We start from the raw sequence: 20938 nt of genomic DNA, 5'->3' as shown, positions 1-20938 counted from the left end.
GACTAATTCGGATGCTCACACAGTGGGGCCAGAAACTGAAATAATACACGTGAAGACAACGTGTTAGCGCCATAAGCCCGCACAGGTACAATCGGCATCAGCGCATTGCAGACCACCATTTCATCGGCATGTTGCAGCGCTGCTTCGCGGGCATGGGTTTCGACAACCTGAAAAGACGATTGTGCCAGTTTCCGGATACAGAATTGTCGCATAATACCGTTCACTCCCGCCTGATCGAGGCGCGGCGTATAGACCACATTGTCTTTTCGCCAGAATAAATTAGCCGCACAGCATTCCGTAACCCAACCCTCACTGTCAAGAACCAACGCCTCTTCGGCGTCCGTCTGCTCAAGATGAGAACGGATCAGCACTTGTTCGAGCCGGTTCAGGTGCTTGATGCCCGCGAGCAAAGGGTTACGCCCCAGACGAACCGGGCTTAAGGCAAGCGTGATCCCCTGTTCGCGCCAGCGGTCATAATGCTGCGGATAGGCAGACACAGAGAGAATGCGGGTGCTGTCACGACACTGCGCGCCGCTGTATCCTCGTCCCCCACTTCCACGGCTGATAATCACCTTCAGTACCGCACGTGGATGGCCCGCGGCCAGCACGGTCATTTCGCGCTCAAGCACATCCCAGTCATCAAAGGCAATCAGCAACGTTGCGCAGGCCGCCTGCAAGCGCCGCAAATGCGCCGCCAGCAGCGATACGGTGCCGTCGAGAATGCACGCAGTGGTAAAGCAGCCATCGCCAAACTGGATGGCGCGATCGCTTGCGGGAAGAGATTCCTGTTCACGGCCATTGATCAAGAACATGGTGGCTCCTTATGCATGGCCCGTTAGTGTCGCAGGATGGTTAGCGCAGGACAAGGGAAGAAAACGCAATAAAAAAGGCCCGACAAGCGGACCTTTTAACCAGGAAGGCAGAACGGCGGTCAGACCTTTTTAAAGATCAATGAACCGTTAGTCCCACCGAAACCGAAGGAGTTACACAGCGTGTACTCCATTCCGCTGACCTGACGCGCTTCGTGAGGAACGAAGTCCAGATCGCAACCTTCATCCGGGTTATCCAGGTTGATGGTTGGCGGAACAGCCTGATCGCGCAGCGCCAGGATAGAGTAAATCGACTCTACCGCGCCCGCTGCACCCAACAGGTGGCCGGTCATGGACTTGGTGGAACTCACCATCACACGGCTTGCCGCATCGCCAAAGACAGATTTAACAGCCTGCGCTTCAGCTTTATCGCCTGCCGGCGTGGACGTCCCATGGGCGTTAACGTAGCCAATCTGGCCAGGTTCAATCGCCGCATCACGCAATGCATTGACCATCGCCAGGGCAGCACCAGCGCCGTTTTCCGGCGGCGACGTCATGTGGTAAGCGTCACTGCTCATCCCGAAGCCAACGACTTCAGCATAAATTTTTGCGCCGCGCGCTTTAGCATGCTCGTACTCTTCCAGTACCACCATGCCTGCACCGTCGCCCAGAACAAAGCCATCTCGCTCTTTGTCCCACGGGCGGCTTGCCGCTTGCGGGTTATCGTTACGGGTAGACAACGCACGTGCTGCGCCAAAGCCGCCTACGCCCAGTGGCGTACTGGCTTTTTCAGCACCGCCCGCGACCATCGCGTCCGCATCGCCGTATGCAATGATACGCGCGGCATGACCGATGTTATGTACGCCTGAGGTGCAGGCGGTCGCGATAGAGATGCTTGGCCCACGCAGGCCATACATGATGGTCAGGTGACCCGCCACCATGTTAACAATCGTCGACGGAACGAAGAATGGGCTGATTTTACGCGGTCCACCGTTCACCAGAGAACTGTGGTTTTCTTCAATCAGTCCGAGACCGCCGATACCGGAGCCAATAGCGGCGCCAATACGGGATGCGTTCTCTTCCGTTACTTCAAGGCCAGAATCCTGCATGGCCTGAACGCCAGCGACAATTCCATATTGAATGAAGGCATCCATCTTGCGCTGTTCTTTGCGCGAGATAATGTCATCACAGTTAAAATCCTTTACTAAGCCAGCAAATTTCGTTGCATAGGCGCTAGTATCGAAATGGTCGATCAGGCTGATGCCACTCTGACCGGCAAGGAGAGCTTTCCAGGTAGACTCTACGGTATTGCCGACAGGAGACAACATGCCCAGTCCGGTCACAACTACACGACGCTTAGACACGGTTGTCCTCCAGGGAGGGATAATTGATTCAAGTGGGACAAAAAGATAAAACTCAGGCGGTCGAATGACCGCCTGGAGATGTTCACTTACGCCTGGTGGCCGTTGATGTAATCAATGGCAGCCTGAACGGTGGTGATTTTCTCAGCTTCTTCGTCCGGAATCTCAGTATCAAACTCTTCTTCCAGAGCCATTACCAGCTCAACGGTGTCAAGAGAATCTGCGCCCAGGTCTTCAACGAAAGAAGCATTGTTGGTAACTTCTTCCTGCTTAACGCCCAGCTGTTCGCCGATAATTTTCTTAACGCGTTCTTCGATAGTGCTCATACTCTTAAATTTCCTATCAAAACTCGCTTTCGCGATGGTTTTCGTAGTGTATAAAATGTTGAAAAATTTGCAACTAAATCCCGGCAGGTCTTACCACGATTTTACGTTATTTTGAGGCCAAGACCTATAATAACGCAAATATTTTTCTACGCTTTATCCTTCAAATTGTCTCTGTGTTGGCTGCATCCTCAAACTCTGGTCACATAGTCATCTATGCTCGCCGGCTTTTCGGTCTTGCCGCCTTGATACAATTTGGATGATTTTGCGTATCTCGTGGTTAAACCATATACATCCCGCCGTTGACGTGCAAAGTCTCACCCGTGATGTAACCTGCTTCGTCAGAGGCTAAAAATGCAACCGCACTGGCGATCTCTTTCGGATCGCCAAGACGACCTGCAGGAACTGCCGCCAACGTACCCGCACGCTGCTCATCAGTCAGCGCACGCGTCATGTCCGTTTCAATAAAGCCCGGAGCAACAACGTTCACTGTAATACCGCGGGACGCAACTTCGCGTGCCAGCGATTTACTGAAGCCGATCAGACCCGCTTTCGCCGCAGCGTAGTTTGTCTGACCCGCATTTCCCATGGTACCAACCACAGAACCGACAGTGATAATACGTCCATGACGCTTTTTCATCATAGCGCGCATTACCGCTTTTGACAGGCGGAAAACAGATGAAAGATTGGTTTCGAGAATATCGTTCCACTCATCATCTTTCATTCGCATCAGCAGGTTATCACGTGTGATACCGGCATTATTGACCAGGATATCCACTTCACCAAATTCTGCGCGAATTTTTTCCAGAACAGATTCGATAGATGCTGGATCAGTCACATTCAACATCAGACCTTTACCTTTAGCACCTAAGTAATCGCTGATGGCCTGAGCGCCACTTTCGCTGGTCGCGGTACCGATAACGGTCGCGCCACGGGCAACAAGCGTCTCTGCAATTGCGCGGCCAATGCCACGACTTGCACCGGTAACCAGCGCGATTTTTCCTTCAAAACTCATGGTGTTCCTCTTTTATTGCGCAAGTGCCGCCGACATTGCCGCCGGTTCGTTCAGAGCCGAGGCAGTCAGGGTATCAACAATACGTTTCGTCAGGCCCGTAAGCACTTTACCTGGTCCCACTTCATACAGGTGCTCGACCCCCTGAGACGCCATTAATTCAACGCTCTTCGTCCACTGTACCGGACTGTACAACTGGCGCACCAACGCATCGCGAATGGCGTCTGCGTCAGTTTCACATTTCACGTCCACGTTGTTGATAACCGGTACAGATGGCGCGTTAAAGGTAATTTTCGCTAATTCTGCTGCCAGTTTTTCCGCTGCTGGCTTCATCAGCGCACAGTGAGACGGTACGCTCACCGGTAACGGCAGCGCACGTTTTGCACCGGCGGCTTTACAGGCGGCACCAGCACGCTCAACGGCTTCTTTATGCCCGGCGATAACGACCTGTCCCGGTGAGTTATAGTTCACCGGCGAGACCACCTGGCCTTCTGCGGCTTCTTCGCACGCTTTTGCAATGGACGCATCATCGAGACCGATGATAGCAGACATACCGCCTGTGCCTTCCGGAACGGCTTCCTGCATGAATTTACCACGCAGCTCAACCAGACGCACTGCGTCAGCAAAATTAATGACACCGGCGCAAACCAGCGCAGAGTATTCACCAAGGCTATGACCCGCCATCAGCACAGGCGCTTTACCGCCCTGCTGTTGCCAGACGCGATACAGCGCAACGGACGCGGCTAACAGCGCAGGCTGCGTCTGCCAGGTCTTGTTCAGTTCTTCAGCCGGCCCCTGTTGAGTCAGCGCCCACAGGTCATAGCCCAGCGCCGCAGAAGCGTCGGCAAACGTCTCTTCGACGATGGGATAGCTTGCCGCCATATCGGCTAACATCCCAACGGTCTGGGAACCCTGTCCAGGGAACACAAATGCGAATTGCGTCATGTTTAAATCCTTATACTAGAAACGAACCAGCGCGGAGCCCCAGGTGAATCCACCGCCAAAGGCTTCAAGCAACACAAGCTGACCTTCTTTGATACGTCCGTCACGCACGGCTTCATCCAGCGCGCAAGGAACGGAGGCCGCAGACGTGTTGCCGTGTCTGTCCAGAGTCACCACCACATTGTCCATCGACATGCCCAGTTTTTTGGCCGTCGCGCTGATGATACGTAGGTTAGCCTGATGCGGAACCAGCCAGTCAAGTTCTGAACGATCCAGGTTATTGGCCGCCAGTGTCTCGTCGACAATGTGTGCAAGTTCGGTAACAGCCACTTTGAACACTTCGTTGCCAGCCATCGTCAAATGAATCGAATTTTCCGGATTCACGCGATCGGCATTCGGCAGCGTCAGCAGTTCGCCATAGCGGCCATCAGCATGCAGATGGGTAGAGATGATGCCCGGCTTGTCAGAGGCGCTCAGTACCACGGCACCGGCACCATCGCCAAAAATAATGATTGTGCCACGATCGGTTGGATCGCAGGTGCGGGCCAGAACATCGGAACCAACCACCAGCGCGTATTTGACCGCACCCGTTTTAACGTACATGTCGGCGACGCTTAATGCGTAAGTAAAGCCGGCACAGGCTGCGGCGACGTCAAACGCCGGGCAGCCTTTGATGCCCAGCATGTTCTGAATCTGGCATGCTGCGCTGGGGAATGCATGTGTCGCTGAGGTGGTCGCTACCACAATCAAGCCAATCTGTTCTTTATCAATGCCCGCCATTTCCAGCGCGCGTTGAGCCGCCGTAAAACCCATCGTTGAGACGGTTTCATTCGGCGCAGCAATATGGCGTTCACGAATACCTGTACGGGTGACAATCCACTCGTCAGACGTATCGACCATTTTTTCCAGATCGGCGTTAGTCCGCACCTGTTCAGGCAGATAGCTGCCAGTACCAATAATCTTTGTATACATGTACGCTCAGTCACTTTTTGGTTATATACCGCGCATCACAACGGCTAAGATGCTGGGGCTCTCACGCCACACCGTAATCAGTGTGGCTGCGATGTGTCGCCATTACCAGCATCCAGCATTGTAAATCCAGCTGGGTATACAGATTCCAGGCGAGCGGCAATTCGCTGAGGAACTTGTCGCTGCACCGCCTGCACTGCCTGTTCAATCGCGACGGTAAACGCTCGCTGATTGGCCGCACCATGACTTTTTATCACCGTGCCGCGCAATCCTAACAGACAGGCGCCATTATACTGGTCGGGGTTGAGGTGACTGAATCGCCTCGCCAGGCTTTTTTGTAACCAACGTTTTAATATCAGCAGCCACCACGACCGTTTTTTACCCTCACCCTGAGATTTCAGCAGTGAAAGGAACATTCTGACAACACCTTCCATCGTCTTTAATGTGACATTGCCTGTAAAACCGTCACATACCAGCACATCCGTTTTCCCCGTCAATAACTCATTGGCTTCAAGATAGCCGATGTAATTGATGGAAGGGATCGTTTTTAGCACCACAGAGGCATCCCGAATGCTGTCGAGCCCCTTGGTTTCTTCTTCACCAATGTTGAGCAAGGCCACACGAGGGTTGTTAATACCGACCACTTCTTCCGCAAGCACCGAGCCCATAATGGCAAATTGCACCAGCATCTTGCTGTCGCAATCGACGTTCGCCCCCAGATCGAGGACCACCGTCTTCCCTTTCTGCTGATGCGGCAAAACCGTCACCAGCGCAGGACGCTCAATACCGTCGAGCGGTTTGAGCAATAATTTTGCAAGTCCCATCAGCGCACCGGTATTTCCAGCGCTGATGCAGGCTTGTGCTCGCCCTTCCTTCACGAGTTCCAGCGCCACACGCATTGAGCTCCCGCGACTGGCGCGGATTGCCTGCGAAGGCCGGGCATCACTGGCGATAACTGACTGTGCAGGGATAATCTGCAGACGCGAACGTTGTTCAAAGTCAGCTTTAGCAAGTAATGGCGTGATAGTATCGGGATCCCCGACTAAAAGAAGTGTGAGTTGTGAATTAGAATTCAGTGCCTGCAATGCTGCAGGCACTGTCACGGAAGGGCCAAAATCACCCCCCATGACATCTAACGCCAGGGTTAGACGTGTCAAAGTCGTTTCGCCGCCTGGTTTGGTATTTCCCCGCAGCAACGGGGAATGTCCTCACTAAGCTTCATCACACGGTTTCTCTTCGTTTCTTACGCGAAAGAGGCATTAACAGCCTGCCTGCTACGTAAAATTCGTTGAGTAACGCGTGATTACTTAGCGATTACCTTGCGGCCACGGTAGTAACCGTCGGCGGTGATGTGGTGACGCAGGTGTTTTTCACCAGAAGTTTTGTCTACAGACAGGCTGGTGACTGCGGTCAGAGCGTCATGAGAACGACGCATGCCACGTTTGGAACGGGTTGGTTTATTCTGTTGTACGGCCATGGACCTTACTCCTCAATTACTTACGCTTTAAGCTGGCTAATACGGCAAATGGGTTTGGTTTTTGCGCTTCATCAGGCAGTTCACCAAAGACCATGTCCGCCTCGGACACTTCACAGTGTTCAGAATCATGCACCGGAACTACCGGCAAGGAGAGGATAATTTCATCTTCCACCATTGCAAGCAGATCGATTTCACCGAATTCGTTAACCTCAATCGGCTCATACGCTTCCGGGAGTGCTTCAGCCTGTTCGTCGGAACGAACCGGACTGAAACAATACGTTGTGTGAACATGATGAGGAAACGGCTTCCCGCAACGCTGACATGCGAGCGTTACCGAAACCTTCGCATCACCGGTAATCACGGCAAGACGTTGGTTATCGATAGCAAACGACATGGCGCATTCCACATCACTGTCCACACTGACTACAGAATCGGCGACGCGCTCTACCAGATCAGAAGTATAGATACCTTCATAATCGAGGCGTTTTTGAGCCGTACGAACCGGATCAAGAGTCAGGGGTAATTTTACCTTTTGCATAGGGCGCGCATATTAACTTTGTAACGTCATATAGTCAAAGAAAAAGGCAGCCTGCGGTTGCCTTTTGCCAATAATTCGCACACATTGCGGTTTACAGACTTATTTTCGCTCAGGAGACGCCACAACGGCACGCCTGAAGGACGAAGAGCATAGTTTAAAATGGCTCTCATCAATACGCTATATCTGGTGGAAAAAATATGCCTAATCTCATTCTTGCCTCCACATCTTCCTGGCGCCGCGCCCTGCTGGAAAAACTGGCGATGCCCTTTGAATGCGCGGCCCCTGAGGTTGACGAAACGCCGATGCCCGGAGAGAGTCCTCGCCACTTAGTCAACCGACTGGCGCAAGAGAAAGCGCAATCGCTGGCTCACCGCTTTCCGTCTCATCTTATTATTGGTTCCGATCAGGTATGCGTACTGGATGGCGAAATCGCCGGTAAGCCCTTAACAGAAGAGAAAGCCTGCCAACAGTTAGCCAAAGCCAGCGGCAATATCATTACGTTCTATACCGGTCTGGCGCTGTATAACTCCGCGACGGGACATTTACAGACCGAGGTGGAACCCTTTGACGTTCACTTCCGCCATCTCAGTGAAGCGGAAATTGAAGACTACGTGCGTAAAGAACGCCCGCTGCACTGCGCAGGGAGTTTTAAAAGCGAAGGTCTGGGGATTGCGCTCTTTGAGCGCTTAGAGGGGCGAGACCCAAACACGCTGATTGGTTTACCGCTGATCGCACTGTGCCAGATGTTACGTCGGGAAGAGATGAACCCGCTGAAAACCTGATTAATAGCACTATCCAGTAGGCGGGAGAATGAGACCTGCCGGATGGCGACGTAGACGTCTTATCCGGCAGGTTTAGCGCGATAAATGCGCATCAGGCCGGCTTACGTAACACCTGTAAACAGCGTTTCAGTTGGTCGTCCATCGGCGCTTCAATGCGCAGCACCTCACCCGTACCCGGGTGGGTAAATTTCAATGCTGCTGCATGCAGGAACAGACGCGACAATCCGGTCCCTGCCAGTTGCTTATCGAACTCGCGGTCACCGTAGCGATCGTCAAAAGCAATCGGATGACCCGCGTACTGAGTGTGCACGCGAATCTGGTGTGTGCGGCCCGTCACCGGGCTACAGCGAACCAGCGTGGCGAACGCGTAACGTTCTTCCACCTTAAAACGCGTTTCCGACGGTTTGCCTTCCTGATTCACCCGCACAATACGCTCGCCGCTTTGCAGAATGTTCTTCAATAACGGTGCCTGTACCGTTTTGACATGCGACTGCCATTGCCCGCGCACCAGGGCGAGATAATCTTTTTGCATCCCCTTCTCGCGCAGTTGCTCATGTAGCGAACGCAGTGCTGAACGTTTCTTCGCGACCAACAGCACGCCCGACGTATCGCGGTCAAGACGGTGTACCAGCTCAAGAAAACGCGCCTCAGGACGCAGCGCACGTAACCCTTCAATCACGCCAAAGCTTAACCCGCTGCCGCCATGCACCGCGGTTCCCGACGGCTTGTTCAGCACCAGAATATGGTCGTCTTCATAAAGGATAACGTCCGCCAGCGCCGCCACTTTTTGCAGATGCGGCGAAACGGCCTCTTCTTCACGCTCCGCCACGCGAACCGGCGGAATGCGCACTTCATCACCCGCTTCCAGTTTGTATTCGGGTTTGATGCGTTTTTTATTCACCCGCACTTCGCCTTTACGCAAAATGCGATAAATCATACTTTTCGGCACACCTTTGAGCTGTGTGCGCAAAAAATTATCAATGCGTTGCCCCGCTTCGTCAGCAGTAATAGCAACAATTCTTACGGATGGAGTCTCTGTTTTCATGGGGGCCGATTCTAAATAGCCACAAGGATTAGCGCCACTCATTTTTCTATGCTTATATTTATCTTTATCCTTCGTCACTCACGTGTTTCATGACTGATTTGGTGGTTATTAAACCAATCACCGCGCATAAGTGAAAAAACTGTGAGTAAGCGGGTGATAAATGGTAAAAGTCATCTTGCTATAACAAGGTTAGCAGTGGAATAATGTCACCGCTTCCGTGCTGAATCTTGTTAAAACAAGGAATTTTACGGAAAGACCCAATTTTGTCCGGACGATCATCCACGCAGCAATGGCGTAAGACGTATTGATCTTTCAGACAGTTAGCGGGCTGCGGGTTGCAGTCCTTACCGGTAGATCGGATCTTCTCTGGAGAGTAATACCCAGGCGGTTCCCCTGATAATTGCGCTGCGTTTCCGTATGAAATGCAGGCAACCGACACTCTGCGCCTCTTTGAGCTGACGATAACCGTGAGGTTGGCGACGCGAATAGACACGAGGCCATCGGTTCACACCCGGAAAGGCAATACTCTGCCCGCAGCTTAGTCGTCAATGTAAGAATAATGAGTAAGTTACGATGAAAAGAATGTTAATCAACGCAACTCAGCAGGAAGAGTTGCGTGTTGCCCTTGTAGATGGGCAGCGTCTGTACGACCTGGATATTGAAAGTCCTGGACATGAACAGAAAAAAGCGAACATCTATAAAGGCAAAATTACCCGTATTGAACCGAGTCTGGAAGCGGCTTTTGTTGATTACGGCGCTGAACGTCACGGTTTCCTCCCGTTAAAAGAAATTGCCCGCGAATATTTCCCCGCTAATTACAACGCTCATGGTCGTCCAAACATCAAAGATGTGCTGCGCGAAGGCCAGGAAGTTATTGTTCAGATTGATAAAGAAGAACGTGGCAACAAAGGCGCTGCCCTGACCACTTTTATCAGCCTGGCGGGCAGCTATCTGGTTCTGATGCCAAACAACCCGCGTGCGGGGGGTATCTCTCGTCGCATCGAAGGCGACGACCGTACCGAGCTGAAAGAAGCGCTGGCAAGCCTTGAACTGCCTGATGGCATGGGTCTTATTGTACGTACTGCGGGCGTAGGCAAATCTGCCGAAGCGCTGCAGTGGGACTTAAGCTTCCGTCTGAAACACTGGGAAGCCATTCAGAAAGCCGCGGAAAGCCGCCCTGCTCCGTTCCTGATCCATCAGGAGAGCAACGTGATTGTTCGCGCCTTCCGCGACTATCTGCGTCAGGATATCGGTGAAATCCTTATCGATAACCCGAAAGTGCTCGAACTGGCGCGCCAGCATATTGCGGCGTTAGGTCGTCCGGATTTCAGCAGCAAAATCAAACTTTACACCGGTGAAATCCCGCTGTTCAGCCACTATCAGATCGAGTCGCAGATTGAATCCGCGTTCCAGCGTGAAGTGCGTCTGCCTTCCGGCGGCTCTATCGTTATCGACAGCACCGAAGCGTTAACCGCCATCGACATTAACTCCGCTCGCGCAACCCGCGGCGGCGATATTGAAGAAACGGCGTTCAACACTAACCTGGAAGCGGCCGATGAGATCGCCCGTCAGTTGCGCCTGCGTGACCTCGGCGGCCTGATCGTTATCGACTTCATTGATATGACCCCGGTACGCCATCAGCGTGCGGTGGAAAACCGTCTGCGTGAAGCGGTCCGCCAGGATCGTGCGCGTATCCAGATCAGCCATATTTCACGCTTCGGCCTGCTGGAAATGTCCCGTCAGCGCCTGAGCCCGTCGCTGGGCGAGTCCAGCCATCACGTCTGCCCACGCTGTAGCGGTACCGGCACCGTGCGTGATAACGAGTCGCTGTCCCTGTCTATTCTGCGTCTGATTGAAGAAGAAGCGCTGAAAGAGAATACTCAGGAAGTCCACGCGATTGTCCCAGTGCCAATTGCCTCCTATCTGCTCAACGAAAAACGTACTGCCGTTAATGCGATTGAAACCCGACAGGATGGCGTGCGTTGCGTGATCGTACCTAACGATCAAATGGAGACACCGCACTACTCCGTACTGCGCGTGCGTAAAGGTGAAGAGACGCCGACTCTGAGCTACATGCTGCCGAAGCTACATGAAGAAGCGATGGCGTTACCGTCTGAAGAAGAGTTCGCCGAGCGTAAACGTCCTGAGCAGCCCGCTCTTGCCACCTTCGCCATGCCAGAAGTTCCGCCTGCGCCAACGCCTGCCGAACCGCCAGTGAAAGCCGCTGCGCCGAAGGCCGCCGTTGCGCCAGCCGCTCCGGCAGAGCCGGGGCTGCTGAGCCGTTTCTTTGGCGCACTGAAATCGCTGTTCAGCGGTAGTGAAGAAGTGAAACCTGCCGAGCAGCCTGCGCCGAAAGCCGCGGAGAAGCCAGAGCGTCAGCAGGATCGCCGTAAACGCCAGAACAACCGTCGTGACCGTAACGATCGCAACGAACGTCGTGACAACCGCGATAACCGTGGCGAACGTTCAGAAAATGGCGAGAACCGCGACGAGAATCGCCGTAACCGCCGTAATGCGCAGCAGAATGCCGAAAACCGTGATAACCGTCAGCAAGCGACCGACGTAGCGGATAAAGCAAAGTCTGGTGATGAGCAGCAGCAGCCACGTCGCGAACGTAACCGCCGTCGCAGTGATGATAAACGTCAGGCTCAGCAGGAAGTAAAAGCGCTGAATCTTGATGAGCAGCAGACTCCAGAGACCGAACAGGAAGAGCGCGTTCGTCAGGCTCAGCCGCGCCGTAAACAGCGTCAGCTGAACCAGAAAGTTCGTTACCACGACCAGGCCTCAGAAGTGGCAGAGGTAGAAACCGCCACCACGGAAGAGAACGTTGTCGCACCAGTTGCAGCACAGGCTGCGCCAGCGCAAAGCACTGAACTGGTGAAAGTGCCGCTGCCTGTCGTGACAGAAGCAACCCCAGAGCAGGATGACAATGGTGAAGCACGTGATAACGCCGGTATGCCGCGTCGTTCGCGTCGTTCCCCACGTCATCTGCGTGTGAGCGGCCAGCGTCGTCGTCGTTATCGTGACGAACGTTACCCACTGCAGTCGCCGATGCCGCTGACTGTCGCCTGCGCCTCGCCAGAAATGGCGTCCGGCAAAGTGTGGATCCGCTACCCGGTAGCCCGTCCTCAGGATGCGCAGCCAGAAGCACAGGAAATCGAACAGGTACAGGCCCAGCCTGTTGTGACCGAACCGCAAGCCGTGGCAGCCGCCGTTGAAGCTGTTGCCGCAGTTGAACCCGCCGTTGAAACTGTCGTTGAAACGGTAGCAGAAGCGCCGGTTCAGGCTGAGGCCGTGGTTGAAACGACGCATCCGGAAGTTATTGCCGCCCCGGTGGTTGAACAGCCGCAGGTGATTGCCGACGCCGATGTGCCGGTCGCCGAAGAGGTTGCCGCTCAGGCAGAACCTGTCGCTGAAACGCAGGAAACTGCTCCGGTCGTTGAAGAGACACCAGACGTGGTTACGGTCGAGCCTGAAACAGTGACTGCCGTGCCTGACGTGGTTGCGGCTGAACCTGTCGCCGTTGAGCCTGAAGTGGTTGCGGAGCCTGAAGTCATTGCAGAACCGGTTGCAGCGCCAGTGATCGTTGAAGCACCCACAGCGCCTGCGCCAGTATCCGAACCCGTTGTCGTTGCACCGATCGCAGAAGTCGCAGCGCCAGTCGTGGCAGAATCAGTTGCTGAGCACAGCCACGCAACCGCACCGATGACCCGTGCGCCAGCGCCGGAATATGTGCCTGAAGCGCCACGCCACAGTGACTGGCAGCGCCCTGCTTTCGCCTTTGATGGCAAAGGCGCCGCAGGTGGTCACACTGCCTCGCACAGTGCCTCTGCTGGACCGACTCGTCCTCAGCCTGTCGAGTAAAATCGATAGCGTAAAAAGCCGACCTCAGGGTCGGCTTTTTTATTCCCCTTCAGGTCGGCGCATTCCCGCCAGTTCCGGCAACACCTTTTTCATCAATTCCAGAAACTTACGCAGGCGAGTGGGATAATAACGCGCCCAGGGATAGACCAGGTGTACTGGCAAAGGTGCGGCCTGCCAGTCAGGAACCAGCTCGACGAGTCGTCCTTGCGCGATATCCTCGGTCACCGTCCAGCTTGACACCACCACCACGCCTAACCCCGCCAGCGCTGCATTGCGCGCTACGTAGATACTGTCGGTACTCAGTCGCGGCGTGATCGGAAAGGTCACCGGTTCCCGACTGTGCTGATGGCTAAGTGAGACGTTGTGTTGATAGAAGGTGTTGACGGCAATCCAGGGCAGCGACGATAGCTGTTCTGGCACCGCGATCGTTGCAAATTGCGCCAGCAGCGCCGGTGAAGCGACCACGCTACGCGGCACTTCCGCTAGCAGCACCGAAACCGTTGCCGGATCGACCTCCGCGCCCACGCGGATCGCGCAGTCGATATTGTCGCTGAGAAAATCGACCGTTTTATCGTTGAGCATCCACTCCACCGACAGATTGGGGTAGCGCGCTAAAAAGTGCAGTAACGGCGTGAGGAGCTGCTGCTGACCAAAAGCATGCGGAGCCCGCACCCGCAATGTCCCGACGGGCTCATCTTCCGTGACGTTGAGTCCGTCCTCCAGTGCCAGCCAGGCGTCAATGATATGTTTGGCGTGCTGGTATCCGCGCTCGCCGTCGTCCGTTAGCTTCATGGCGTGCGTGGTACGTAAGACCAGTTTTACCCCCAGCATCGCCTCCAGCGACTGCAACCGCCGACTGATTGTCGCCTGGGTCGTGTTCAACTGACGAGCGGCAGCTGACAACGATCCGGCCTCCACGATGCGCACAAACGTTCGCATCAGTTCCACCCTGTCTATACGCTCATTCTTTTTCATTCATTCGATGCTCATACGCTTTACGTATAATCGTTTTACCACATCGCTGACTACCAGACCACCGCCATTCAGAGAAAAATAGCCTCACACCTGTGATTGAGGATTTTGAAATGCACACACCGTCTCGTTGGCTGATCTTTGTTCTGGCGCTGGGCGCAGGCTTCAGCGTTGCCGCCATCTACTATGCACAACCGTTGTTACCGCTAATGGGGGCCGATTTGGCGCTCAGCATCACCGGCATGGGACTGGTGCCCACGTTAACGCAGGCCGGTTATGCGTTGGGGATCCTGTTCTTATTGCCGCTCGGCGACCGTTACGATCGGCGCTGGCTCATTCTGATGAAAAGCGCCGCGCTCGCCCTGTTGCTGCTGGCCTGTAGCGTCACAGGCCAGGTGCATTCTCTACTGACCGTAAGTCTGTTGCTGGGGATGGCGGCGACGATGGCGCAGGATATCGTCCCGGCGGCGGCGATTCTCGCCCCAGAGGGCAAACAGGGAAAAACGGTCGGGACAGTGATGACCGGCCTGCTGCTGGGCATTTTATTGTCACGCACCGTGAGTGGTCTGGTCGGAGAAGCCTTTGGCTGGCGGGAAATGTATCAACTCGCCGCGCTCAGTATTGCCCTTGTCGGCGTATTGTTGTGGAAAGTCCTGCCCGCATTTACAGCCCATTCCACGCTGAGTTATCCCGCACTGATGGTGAGCCTGGCGCAGTTATGGTGTCGCTACCCGGCACTACGTTGTGCCGCCCTGGCGCAAGGTTTTCTGTCCGTCGCGTTCAGTGCGTTCTGGTCAACGCTGGCCGTGATGCTGGCAGAAAACTATCAGATGGGCAGCGCCGCCGCGGGGGCATTTGGTATCGCCGGGGCTGCCGGAGCGCTGGCTGCACCGTTGGCCGGTCATCTGGCAGATAAGATAGGCGCAGAAAAAGTGACGCAACTGGGGGCATTGCTGGTGACCGTTTCTTTTGCGCTGATGTTCCTGTTACCCGCGTTGCCCGTGCACGCGCAGTGGTTGCTGATTGCGCTCTCCGCCGTCGGCTTTGACCTGGGACTGCAATCGAGCCTGGTGGCGCACCAGAATCTGGTCTATAGCCTCGAACCGCAGGCCAGGGGGCGTCTGAATGCACTACTGTTCAGCGTCATATTCATTGGCATGGCGCTGGGCTCGGTGCTCGGCAGTCAGGTGTATGCGCTGGCAAACTGGCAAGGCGTCGTCACGCTGGCCACCCTCAGTGGCACCCTTGCGCTGATCATCAGACTGGCGGGAAAGCGTTCCTCTGCCCCTCTGAGGGTTAGCGTGTAACCGACAAAAAAATGCCCGCTCCGGGGTGAGAGGGAGCGGGCAGATAAAACATACCCAGTTTCATGATATGTTTCAAATCGGTATTAGCGGTTGAGCTGGAATAGCGACATCCCCTGCATATCGGTAAAGGCTTTATAAGAGGCCTGGAGCGCCGCCTGCTGCATGACGTACGATGAAATGGCCGCGTTCCAGTCCACATCCACCAGATTACTCATCTGCTGCGTTTGTCCTAGTGCGCGATCGGTGCCCAGCGAGTCCAGACTCTCCAGTTCCTTCAGTTGCGTCCCCAGTTCCGCACGCACACTCAGTACATTATTAAGCGAGTTTTTCAGACCACGGTTGGTTTTATCAATCACCGCTTTTGCCTGTTCTTTCAACGTCGCATCGTCACCCACAGGGGAATTCAATGAGGCAATCGCCGAATCCAGCATTTTGAACAGGTTGGTTTCGGACGTCCCGTTGTTCGGTTCCGGAACCGCATTACTGGTGATCTTGTCGAAAATTTTGTTGCCGGTGTGGCCGATGGTCATCGAACGGGAGGCATCCACCTGCTGAGTGATGTTCTCCGTACCGCCGTTGTAAGTACCGTCAGCCTGAGCAAACGGAGCCGTTTCCGTTTTATAACCGGCAAAAATATAGCGACCGTTACCGTCGGTACTGTTTGCCAGGTTCATCAACTGATCGCGGATACCCTGTAAGTCCGTCGCCAGCGAGGCGCGGTCATCATCACTCAGCGTTCCGTTACCGGCGCTGACGATTTTTTCTTGTGCGCTTTGTATCGCCGTCGTCACCTGGTTTAACACGTTCTCTTCCAGCGAAACCTTCTGCGTGGCGAAAGTCCTCGCCAGGGCGAACTGGCTGTTCTCCGACTGCGCCTGTGACAACACCACGGCCTGGGATGCGGCGATAGGATCGTCAGACGGATTGATTACCCGCTTCCCTGTCGACATCTGCTCACCGTATTTCATCCACTCCGCCTGGGAATTGGTGATACCGCGCATGTTCTGCTGGTACATCATTTGGGTACTGATACGCATCGTTTCCTGCTCCCTTAGCGAATACTCAGCAGTGCATCAAACAGAGAGTTGGCGGTTTGCAACACCTGGGCATTGGCCAGGTAATACTGCTGGAAGCGTTGCAGGTTGCCGTACTCTTCGTCAAGGTTAACGCCGGAAATGGACTGTTGCTGATTGCTCAACTGCGTCACCACGTTGCCCTGGGTGGTGCTGCTGGTTTTCAGCGTTGCGGTTTTGCTGCCCACGTTGCTGACCAGCGTAGCGTAGGCGTCGTTAAACGATTTTGAACCACCTACCGTTGTGCTGTCCTTTTGCAAATCCAGCAATGCCTGACCATTACGGTTGTCGCTTTCACCGGCCGTTGCGTCCTTCGCCATCGCAATTTGCGATTCGTTGGTCACCAGAACGCCCATATTGATGATGGCGTCGCTGACCGGCTTGACGATGAAGCTGTCATTTTTAGCAGGGCCAACATCGATGTTAATCTCCAGGCCATCAAAGGTCAGTTTGCCCGCGTTTTCGGTCGCTTCAAAAGAGGTGTTATCCGCAAGACGCGTCACCTGCCATTTCGCTCCGTCATAAACCACTTTATAGTCAGTCGCCTGAACCTCTGAGGCGGTTTTAACGGTCGCGCTGATGCTGCCGGTATTCTTGCTATTTCCATACACAGCCGGGTCGCCGATGCTAAAGAAATCGACATTATTTTTGCCGTTCGCATCATACCCTTCGCGGTGCTGCTGGTTAAACGCATCGGCGAACGCCAGCGCCAGTTGTCCCAGCGTGTTGCGCGTCTGATCCAGATCCTGGGAACGGAAGGTCAGCAGACCACCGAGCGAACCGGTCGTGATCAGTTTTTCCGGAATTTCGATGTTTCCCGCGATGGAATCGACATAGGCAACGGTGATTCGTGAAGGGTCGGACTGCGACTGTACCGCCGCTAGCTGACGGGCATTACTTCCCTGCACCAGTGAATAGCCGTTCGCCATCGTGATGTTATAGGTGCCGCCGTCCTGAACGCTGACTTCCACGCCGACAATTTTGTTCAGCTCACTGACCAACTGGTCGCGCTGATCAAGCAGGTTATTCGGCGATGCCCCGGCACCTACACCGGTCAGACGCGAGATCTGGTCGTTCAGGCTGGCAATCTGCTTACTGTAGTTGTTGATCTGATCGACGCTGGAACCAATCGCGATATTGACCTGCTTGTCCTGATCGCGCAGATACTGGTCGGTCGTTTTGAACTGGTTAACCAGCCCATTGGCTTTGCCTATCAGCGTCTGGCGCGCCGCCGGGTCTTCGGCGTTACTCACCAGCGTTTGCAGGCTGGTGAAAAAATCCTGCATGGACGAGGAGACAGAGCTGGTTTTGCTGGCCAGCAGGTTGTCGATTTTGGACATCTGCTCATAACGGGTCGTCAACCCGCTACTCTGGTTCTGCGCCGCGCGCAGTTGATTGGTGATGAACGAATCATATTCGCGCTGTACACCGGAAACATAAACACCATTGCCCACCCAACCGCCGGCACCCAGCGTGCTATTGGCTTGCGCCATAATGGTCGTCTGACGGGTATAGCCCGCAACGTTATAGCTGGAAATGTTGTTACTGGCAGTATTCAGCGCCGCCTGAGCCGCGCTCAGCCCGCTCATGGCGTTATTAATCAAGCTGGACATGGAAGTTCCTTTTAATCCTTCAGTTACAGATTATTATCGGCAGCAGGTCACAGGACTTGAGCCATTTAGAAGAGATTGTCGAGATTCGTGTTGTAGGCGTTGCTCACCTTCTCGCTCATCGACTTCAGCTGTTGGATCATACTGGTCAATTTACGCGCATAGTTCGGGTCGGTGGCATAACCGGCGCTTTGCAGTGCCTGCGCGCCCTGTTCCGCGGTAACCGCCGTGGTCACCGCCGCATAGCGTGGATTGCGGGTCAGCAGACCGACGTAATCTGACAACGCTTCAAGGTACGAGCTGTACACGCGGAATTTGGCCTTCACCTTTTTCGCTTCGCCGTTTTCATATTCGGTCGTGGTGATTTCCGTCACCGGCCCCTTCCAGTTACCCGAGGCCTTCACGCCAAACAGGTTGAAACTCGGCTCGCCGTTTTCCCGGCGAATCTGCCGCTGCCCCCAGCCGGACTCCAGCGCCGCCTGCGCCAGAATCAGGTGATGCGGCACGCCGCTCTGCTCACTGGCCAGACGGGCCGGCAGCGACAGTTGCGCCAGGAAGTCTTTGCTGTCGCCGGAGAGCGGTTCGTCATTGCTCTGCGGTGTTTTCGGCATCGCTTTACGCACCAGTTGCGTCAGCGCCTGGTTCTGGTAACTGGTCACCGTTTCCAGCGGGAACTTCATCGGCACCTGCGGCGTTTCTTCCGTAGGCTGCGCCTGCCCCTGCGTCATCTGTTTGACCATCATTTCCGCCAGCCCCAGACCTTTTCCGGCGGTCATCTGCTGCGCAATCTGCTGGTCATACATGCTGGTATACAGACGCGTTTGATCGCTGCTGAAGACGCCATCTTTTGGCAGCGCTTCACGCATGCTTTTCAGCATCATCTGGACGAACATGCCTTCCACCTGGCGGGCCACCGGGCGGATATTCGCCGCCGGATCCTGACCGGCTTTCGCCTTCAATTCATTCAGCGATTGCGCATCCCAGGCGGCGCTGGCCATCAGTTTGCTGTCGCTAATCATCAGATGATTTCCAGTTTCGCGCGTAAGCAACCGGCGCTCTGCATCGACTGCAGAATTGACATCAGATCCATCGGCGTCGCCCCCAGCGCATTCAGCGCACGGACCACGTTGTTCAGATTGGCGCTGGAACGAACGCTTTGCAGCGAACCGCCGCTCTGACGCAGATCGATTTGCGTTTGCGGTGTTACTACCGTCTGCCCCCCGCCAAACGGCGTATCCGGTTGACTGACATTAGCCTGACGGTTAACGGTCACGGAGAGATTCCCCTGCGCTACAGCACAGCTATCCAGCGTCACTTCGCGGTTCATCACCACCGAACCGGTACGTGAGTTGATCACCACTTTTGCATCCTGTGGCGTCACGTTCACTTCCATGTTCTGAATATCCGCCAGGAAGCGCACCTGAGAGCTGTTGCCGCTCGGTACGCGGACCTGAATCGTGCGCGCATCCAGTGCGGTGGCGCTGCCAAAGCCGCGTGACCGGTTGATGGTGTCAGCAATCTGCTGCGCCATGGTGAAGTCTTCATTATTCAGTTGCAGGTTTAGCGTATTACCCGCGCCGAACTGGCTGGGCAACTCGCGCTCGATTGTCGCCCCGTTGGTGATCCGTCCGCCGTTAAGCTGGTTCACCTGCACGCTGCTGCCGCCCGCAGACGCCCCGGCGCCGCCAACTAAAATGTTGCCCTGCGCCAGCGCATACACCTGGCTGTCGACCCCTTTCAACGGCGTCATCAGCAGCGTCCCCCCGCGCAGACTTTTCGCGTTCCCCAGCGAAGACACCACTACGTCAATGGTTTGTCCCTGACGACCAAAGGCCGGGAAGGAGGCGGTTACCATGACCGCCGCGACGTTTTTCAACTGCATGTTCGTCCCGGTCGGTACGGTAATACCCAACTGCGAGAGCATGTTGTTCAGGGTCTGGGTGGTAAATGGCGTCTGGGTGGTCTGGTCACCGGTCCCGTCCAGCCCCACCACCAGGCCGTAGCCAATGAGCGAGTTTTCGCGCACGCCCTGCACGCTGGTCAGATCGCGGATACGATCGGCATGCGCCAGCGTGGCGACGAGGACCAGAACCAGTCCAACTACAGATTTCAACATGGGAGACCTCGCTTACATCGGCGACAGGTTAAGGAAGAAACGCTGGAGCCAGCCCATATTTTGCGCTTCGTTGATGTAGCCGTTTCCGACATATTCAATACGTGCATCCGCCACCTGAGTTGACGGAACGGAGTTGCTGCCGCTGATGGTGCGCGGATTCACAACCCCGGAGAAGCGGATGAACTCAGTGCCCTGGTTGATGGCGATCTGTTTCTCACCCACAACATGTAAATTGCCGTTAACCAGCACCTGATCGACGGTCACGGTCAGCGTGCCGCTAAAGGTATTGCTGGCGTTGGCCCCGCCCTTACCGTTAAAGGTATTACCGCCGGACGCCTCGACGTCCGCTCGCGCATTGCCGAATAATCCTTGCAGATAGCGCGGTACGGTATCAAAGCCAAAGTTGGTTTTGCCGTCACGGCTGGCGTTGGCAGAAGAGCTTTTACTGGCGCTGACGTTTTCCTGCAGCACAATGGTCAGCGTATCGCCGATGTTGCGCGGACGACGGTCTTCAAACAGTGGCTGATAGCCATAGTTGATTGGCTGCGCGGACTGAAAAATCGAACCATTTGCCACCGGCGTCGGGCCAGGAACAGGCTGTGCCGTGGTCGCGCCCTGGACGAGCGGAGTGGAAGGAATCCAGGCACATCCTGACAGTGAAACCACCAGCAGGGCCATGATCGGGTAAGCGTGCGCAGCGTTTTTTTGCATTGCCTTTATCTTCTGAATCAGGGTGCC

At 55.0% G+C, this 20938-nt stretch carries 19 protein-coding genes; 3 read left to right on the top strand and 16 right to left on the bottom strand.

Annotation, left to right across the window (positions count from 1 at the left end; all coding sequences use genetic code 11):
* Positions 1-2: 2 nt before the first annotated feature.
* From pabC to yceD, 9 genes are all read right to left on the bottom strand, one after another.
* Positions 3-812, bottom strand: a complete 810-nt coding sequence (pabC, locus tag AOY24_RS10590) for an aminodeoxychorismate lyase (protein ID WP_043000982.1) — start codon at positions 810-812, stop codon at positions 3-5.
* Positions 813-931: 119 nt separating this feature from the next.
* Complete coding sequence (gene fabF, locus AOY24_RS10585) at positions 932-2173, bottom strand: beta-ketoacyl-ACP synthase II (protein WP_043000983.1); 1242 nt, start codon at positions 2171-2173, stop codon at positions 932-934.
* A gap of 86 nt (positions 2174-2259) precedes the next feature.
* Complete coding sequence (gene acpP, locus AOY24_RS10580) at positions 2260-2496, bottom strand: acyl carrier protein (protein ID WP_000103754.1); 237 nt, start codon at positions 2494-2496, stop codon at positions 2260-2262.
* Between the two features lie 277 nt (positions 2497-2773).
* Positions 2774-3508, bottom strand: a complete 735-nt coding sequence (gene fabG, locus AOY24_RS10575) for a 3-oxoacyl-ACP reductase FabG (protein ID WP_042319622.1) — start codon at positions 3506-3508, stop codon at positions 2774-2776.
* A gap of 12 nt (positions 3509-3520) precedes the next feature.
* The gene (gene fabD / locus AOY24_RS10570; RefSeq protein WP_043000984.1) at positions 3521-4450 is read right to left on the bottom strand and encodes an ACP S-malonyltransferase; all 930 of its coding nucleotides are present in this window, start codon (positions 4448-4450) and stop codon (positions 3521-3523) included.
* A gap of 15 nt (positions 4451-4465) precedes the next feature.
* A complete protein-coding gene (fabH, locus tag AOY24_RS10565; RefSeq protein WP_043000985.1) occupies positions 4466-5419 on the bottom strand; it encodes a beta-ketoacyl-ACP synthase III in 954 nt (317 codons plus the stop codon).
* 77 nt (positions 5420-5496) lie between these two features.
* Positions 5497-6573, bottom strand: a complete 1077-nt coding sequence (gene plsX / locus AOY24_RS10560) for a phosphate acyltransferase PlsX (protein ID WP_046402096.1) — start codon at positions 6571-6573, stop codon at positions 5497-5499.
* Between the two features lie 146 nt (positions 6574-6719).
* Positions 6720-6893 (bottom strand): 50S ribosomal protein L32, encoded by a 174-nt coding sequence (gene rpmF, locus AOY24_RS10555; protein ID WP_000290727.1) that lies wholly within the window; start codon positions 6891-6893, stop codon positions 6720-6722.
* A gap of 16 nt (positions 6894-6909) precedes the next feature.
* Positions 6910-7431 (bottom strand): 23S rRNA accumulation protein YceD, encoded by a 522-nt coding sequence (gene yceD / locus AOY24_RS10550; RefSeq protein WP_043000987.1) that lies wholly within the window; start codon positions 7429-7431, stop codon positions 6910-6912.
* A 197-nt stretch (positions 7432-7628) separates the two neighbouring features.
* On the opposite strand from yceD, the gene AOY24_RS10545 reads away from it, so the two are divergent.
* Positions 7629-8213: a nucleoside triphosphate pyrophosphatase gene (locus AOY24_RS10545; RefSeq protein WP_054176599.1), complete on the top strand. Its 585-nt coding sequence runs from the start codon at positions 7629-7631 to the stop codon at positions 8211-8213.
* A 91-nt stretch (positions 8214-8304) separates the two neighbouring features.
* On the opposite strand, the gene rluC is transcribed toward AOY24_RS10545, so the two are convergent.
* Complete coding sequence (gene rluC / locus AOY24_RS10540; RefSeq protein WP_054176598.1) at positions 8305-9258, bottom strand: 23S rRNA pseudouridine(955/2504/2580) synthase RluC; 954 nt, start codon at positions 9256-9258, stop codon at positions 8305-8307.
* Between the two features lie 573 nt (positions 9259-9831).
* On the opposite strand from rluC, the gene rne reads away from it, so the two are divergent.
* Positions 9832-13122, top strand: a complete 3291-nt coding sequence (gene rne, locus AOY24_RS10535; protein ID WP_054176597.1) for a ribonuclease E — start codon at positions 9832-9834, stop codon at positions 13120-13122.
* Between the two features lie 39 nt (positions 13123-13161).
* Here the strand turns inward: rne and AOY24_RS10530 are convergent, their stop codons facing one another.
* Positions 13162-14097 (bottom strand): LysR family transcriptional regulator, encoded by a 936-nt coding sequence (locus AOY24_RS10530; RefSeq protein ID WP_054176596.1) that lies wholly within the window; start codon positions 14095-14097, stop codon positions 13162-13164.
* Between the two features lie 110 nt (positions 14098-14207).
* Here AOY24_RS10530 and AOY24_RS10525 point away from each other — a divergent pair, with 110 nt between their 5' ends.
* A complete protein-coding gene (locus tag AOY24_RS10525) occupies positions 14208-15401 on the top strand; it encodes an MFS transporter (protein ID WP_054176595.1) in 1194 nt (397 codons plus the stop codon).
* Between the two features lie 83 nt (positions 15402-15484).
* On the opposite strand, the gene flgL is transcribed toward AOY24_RS10525, so the two are convergent.
* The 5 genes from flgL to flgH all read right to left on the bottom strand — a co-directional run bounded on the left by flgL (position 15485) and on the right by flgH (position 20911).
* A complete protein-coding gene (gene flgL / locus AOY24_RS10520) occupies positions 15485-16438 on the bottom strand; it encodes a flagellar hook-associated protein FlgL (protein WP_043000994.1) in 954 nt (317 codons plus the stop codon).
* 14 nt (positions 16439-16452) lie between these two features.
* Positions 16453-18087, bottom strand: coding sequence for a flagellar hook-associated protein FlgK (flgK, locus tag AOY24_RS10515; RefSeq protein ID WP_044258013.1), 1635 nt, complete (start codon positions 18085-18087; stop codon positions 16453-16455).
* Between the two features lie 65 nt (positions 18088-18152).
* Complete coding sequence (flgJ, locus tag AOY24_RS10510; protein ID WP_044258015.1) at positions 18153-19103, bottom strand: flagellar assembly peptidoglycan hydrolase FlgJ; 951 nt, start codon at positions 19101-19103, stop codon at positions 18153-18155.
* A complete protein-coding gene (locus AOY24_RS10505; RefSeq protein ID WP_043000997.1) occupies positions 19103-20200 on the bottom strand; it encodes a flagellar basal body P-ring protein FlgI in 1098 nt (365 codons plus the stop codon). Before AOY24_RS10505 ends, flgJ begins: the two co-directional genes overlap by 1 nt.
* 12 nt (positions 20201-20212) lie before the next feature.
* On the bottom strand, positions 20213-20911 hold the full coding sequence (gene flgH, locus AOY24_RS10500; RefSeq protein ID WP_042319652.1) for a flagellar basal body L-ring protein FlgH: 699 nt from the start codon (positions 20909-20911) through the stop codon (positions 20213-20215).
* Positions 20912-20938 lie beyond the last annotated feature (27 nt).

It is taken from the genome of Citrobacter sp. CtB7.12 (assembly GCF_001297795.1).
Lineage (GTDB): Bacteria > Pseudomonadota > Gammaproteobacteria > Enterobacterales > Enterobacteriaceae > Citrobacter_A > Citrobacter_A amalonaticus.
Note: the sequence above shows the minus strand (reverse complement) of the source record. Positions and strands in the feature narration are given on the sequence as shown.

Coding starts and splice junctions, on each gene's coding strand:
- pabC (WP_043000982.1), bottom strand. CDS start 812: ATGTTCTTGATCAATGGCCGTGAACAGGAATCTCTTCCCGCAAGCGAT.
- acpP (WP_000103754.1), bottom strand. CDS start 2,496: ATGAGCACTATCGAAGAACGCGTTAAGAAAATTATCGGCGAACAGCTG.
- fabG (WP_042319622.1), bottom strand. CDS start 3,508: ATGAGTTTTGAAGGAAAAATCGCGCTGGTTACCGGTGCAAGTCGTGGC.
- fabD (WP_043000984.1), bottom strand. CDS start 4,450: ATGACGCAATTCGCATTTGTGTTCCCTGGACAGGGTTCCCAGACCGTT.
- fabH (WP_043000985.1), bottom strand. CDS start 5,419: ATGTATACAAAGATTATTGGTACTGGCAGCTATCTGCCTGAACAGGTG.
- rpmF (WP_000290727.1), bottom strand. CDS start 6,893: ATGGCCGTACAACAGAATAAACCAACCCGTTCCAAACGTGGCATGCGT.
- yceD (WP_043000987.1), bottom strand. CDS start 7,431: ATGCAAAAGGTAAAATTACCCCTGACTCTTGATCCGGTTCGTACGGCT.
- AOY24_RS10545 (WP_054176599.1), top strand. CDS start 7,629: ATGCCTAATCTCATTCTTGCCTCCACATCTTCCTGGCGCCGCGCCCTG.
- rluC (WP_054176598.1), bottom strand. CDS start 9,258: ATGAAAACAGAGACTCCATCCGTAAGAATTGTTGCTATTACTGCTGAC.
- rne (WP_054176597.1), top strand. CDS start 9,832: ATGAAAAGAATGTTAATCAACGCAACTCAGCAGGAAGAGTTGCGTGTT.
- AOY24_RS10530 (WP_054176596.1), bottom strand. CDS start 14,097: ATGAAAAAGAATGAGCGTATAGACAGGGTGGAACTGATGCGAACGTTT.
- AOY24_RS10525 (WP_054176595.1), top strand. CDS start 14,208: ATGCACACACCGTCTCGTTGGCTGATCTTTGTTCTGGCGCTGGGCGCA.
- flgL (WP_043000994.1), bottom strand. CDS start 16,438: ATGCGTATCAGTACCCAAATGATGTACCAGCAGAACATGCGCGGTATC.
- flgK (WP_044258013.1), bottom strand. CDS start 18,087: ATGTCCAGCTTGATTAATAACGCCATGAGCGGGCTGAGCGCGGCTCAG.
- flgJ (WP_044258015.1), bottom strand. CDS start 19,103: ATGATTAGCGACAGCAAACTGATGGCCAGCGCCGCCTGGGATGCGCAA.
- AOY24_RS10505 (WP_043000997.1), bottom strand. CDS start 20,200: ATGTTGAAATCTGTAGTTGGACTGGTTCTGGTCCTCGTCGCCACGCTG.
- flgH (WP_042319652.1), bottom strand. CDS start 20,911: ATGCAAAAAAACGCTGCGCACGCTTACCCGATCATGGCCCTGCTGGTG.